Genomic DNA, 2,445 nt, shown 5'->3' on the forward strand with positions numbered 1-2,445 from the left:
CCATAAGAAGTAATCACTACATCAGCCTGGTTAAAAGGACTGGCATCCTTTCTCCTTTCCGACCCATACAGCGTATGAACCTTTAACAAAGGAGCAAATCTGGCCAACTCCGTTTGCCAGTTAAAAATAAGACTTGTTGGCACTACAATCAGACTGGCCTGCCGCCCACGCTCCTTTTGCAGCAATATAAAAGCAATGATCTGAATGGTCTTACCCAGCCCCATATCGTCGGCCAAACAGCCACCAAAACCAAATTCATCCAAAAAATTCAACCAATTTAAACCCTGTAACTGATAAGCCCTCAATTCTCCTAAAAAGCCTGAAGGCACATTCACTTCCGTAATAGAATGAAAATCTGAGATCCTGGAATTGAACATCGCCAGTTCAAGCTTAACTTCTTTTGACAGCACCTCATCCTCGTACATTTCAGCAATAGAAGCAAAATTTACCTTCGGCGTCCGGATCACCTCTTCTTCTACTTCCCCAGAATTAAAATACTTAGCGAATTTCTCTATCCATTCATCTGGTAAAATACCCAAGGTATCATCCCCAAGTTGTACAAATTTGCTCTTGTTCCGTATTGATTTGTGCAAATATTTTAAAGAAACCTTTTCACTTCCAAAACGAACATCTGCAGAAGTCTCAAACCAATCCAGTCCGCTCAACACCTTAATCTCAATCTTTGCTTTATGAGGACTTAGCTTATTATTCTTCAATTCATTGAACCCAAGTACCGTGATGCCTTCCTGTTTCCACTCTTCAAATGCATCCAAAAACCAGCCATTATCCAAAAATCTGGATTTATGTAAGTAGAAATGGGTATGGTCCAGCTGTTCCTCAAAATGGGGATGCTGCCGGATTAAGACAGAAGTCAATCTAAGTTCCAAAGGCTCATCCCGTTTCACGGTAAAAGGATTGCCTTTGGCATCAATAGAATAAATTGTTTTCTTACTTAATACAGGAACTTCAACACTACCGTATTTCAGTACAGGTGTCAGTAAAACATAATCACCCTCGTCAGACAGATAAATCAATTGTTCATTAGGGAGATCAAAATGTTGCTCTTTCAATTGCTTTGCTGTTGCTGGCTTCAAATATGAATAGGAAATGTGAATTTTATCTTCCAGTCGGGCAAGTATACTTTGTTGAAATTCAGCAAATTTAGACTGATGGATCAGAATTTTATTGTTGTGCTGTTTAAAGAAATCGATCATCTTTAAGAAATCCGGGTTATCGATCAGATAAAGCGTCTTGTTGTAATCCAGAAAATAGCTAAACTTCACCTGCAACTTTTCCAGGTCATAAGACCTATCTTCCAGATAAAGCTGTCCGGCCACCTGATAAAAAGCATCACTTTGATCTACAGAAATTTTAATGTCGATGTTTAGTGCTTTAAGCATCACCGGGCTCAGCGAACTCGTACTCACAGTTTTCGCGCCGTCCTTGTGCTCAAACACTTCCAAACCGAAAGGATTTCTGGCCAGGGCCTTTAATGCCTCAATATCTGAATTGGATCGTTCCGATTCATAGGCATTCTGAAACTTAGCTACTGCTGTATAAAATTTCAGTTCATCCTTGTCCTCAACCTTCCAGATCAAATCCATAGGGTTAATCAGAACCAATGGATTCTTCACCTTCCCCTGCTGAGTCTGTTCACCTTCGTACAATTCAATATACAAATGCCTGTAATATTTGTGTTTTCTAAATACAATAACTCTTTTGCTCTTTCCGCTCTCTCTCCCGCCGCTTCCTGCTGGATGTGCCGGCAATAAACTAGCGGCAAGTGCAGCAGTCGTTTCTGAATTCACTTTAAAAAGTGTTTTGGAGATTGGTTTTATCTCGACTGATCCGCTGCTATATTCCGCCAGAAAGAAACGGTCCAGATCCGGCTCCTGTTCCAAACCATATTCCTTCGCCACCCGCAGCATCTTTTCCCTTCTCAATCTTTTATCAAAAAACACAAGGATATCATCTCTGCGGATCACATTATAGAGCACCTGTACCTGATGGCTGCACAAACCAATGCTGCGTTCCTTACAGTCACAGCCCATCCTTAGTGTCGTTCCTTCTACAGTAAGTGAAACATAAGCCGTCATTGCTGATCCAGGCTTGCAAATGAACAGACAATAACCCAAATCCGGTTCCAAAGGCTTTACCTCATAATACCCCTGCATATCCATATCGGCAGGGTGGGCAGCATGGCGAGCTATAAAAACATTGTTCAGCTCATCAATATGAAAGTCTTCGATTATAATTTCTCTATCAGGCATCAACCAAAGATACGGATATACACCCTTGCAACTAACTCAAGAAAGATGTTTAATTAGCCCATCTTAATTTACCAAACATTTAGGTACAGCGCTAAATTATCTTATTAATAAATAATTACAATTTAATTTGGTTCTTTAAAAGCATGATCGGCAGGCAAATCCATTCCTCTCCAGA

Annotated in this window: 1 protein-coding gene; it reads right to left on the minus strand. The window is 40.4% G+C overall.

Annotation, left to right across the window (positions count from 1 at the left end; all coding sequences use genetic code 11):
* On the minus strand, positions 1–2,270 hold a 2,270-nt coding region (locus DBR11_RS19615), incomplete at its 3' end, for an SNF2-related protein (protein WP_108554321.1).
* Between the last annotated feature and the right edge of the window lie 175 nt (positions 2,271–2,445).

Source organism: Pedobacter sp. HMWF019 (assembly GCF_003061025.1).
Taxonomy (GTDB): Bacteria; Bacteroidota; Bacteroidia; order Sphingobacteriales; family Sphingobacteriaceae; genus Pedobacter.